This window comes from Streptomyces sp. SM1, assembly GCF_002910825.1.
Lineage (GTDB): Bacteria > Actinomycetota > Actinomycetes > Streptomycetales > Streptomycetaceae > Streptomyces > Streptomyces okerensis.
The window spans coordinates 1-580 of sequence record NZ_NEUB01000583.1 but is presented as its reverse complement, the minus strand read 5'-3'; the positions used below and the strand labels follow the sequence as shown (position 1 = coordinate 580).

Annotated in this window: 1 pseudogene; it reads left to right on the top strand. The window is 77.4% G+C overall.

Going from position 1 to position 580, the window contains the following annotated elements:
- A pseudogene (locus B9S61_RS14420) lies at positions 1-580 on the top strand (chromosome segregation protein SMC); the annotation flags it as partial.

Sequence of the window (580 nt, the reverse complement as noted above, 5' to 3'; positions counted from 1 at the left end):
GTGACGCCCGGGTACGAGGTCCCCCTCGCGGCCGCGTTCGGCGCGGCGGCGGACGCGCTGGCGGTGACCTCACCGTCCGCCGCGGCCGACGCGATCCGACTCCTCCGCAAGCAGGACGCCGGCCGGGCCGCCCTGCTGGTCTCGGCCCCCGACACACCCCCCGGCACACCGACGCCCGCAGAGGGCGCGGGGAACGGCGCGACCGGAGGCCATCAACGCGCACCCGCCGAACCGGCCGAGCGTTTCGTGAAGGGTCCCGCCGAGGTCATGGCGGCCGTACGGCGGCTCCTCGGAGACATCGTCGTCGTCGACACCCTGGAGGACGCCGAGGACCTCGTCCACACCCGCCCCGGCCTCACCGCCGTCACCGCCGAAGGCGACCTCCTCGGCGCCCACTTCGCCCACGGCGGCTCGGCGGGCGCCCCCAGCCTGCTGGAGGTACAGGCGTCCGTGGACGAGGCCGCCGCCGAGCTCGCGGAACTGGCCGTGCGGTGCGAGGAGCTGACCGAGGCGCAGGAGGCCGCGGCCGGGCGGCGCCGGGCATGCGTGGCCCTCGTCGAGGAGCTCGGCGAGCGGCGCC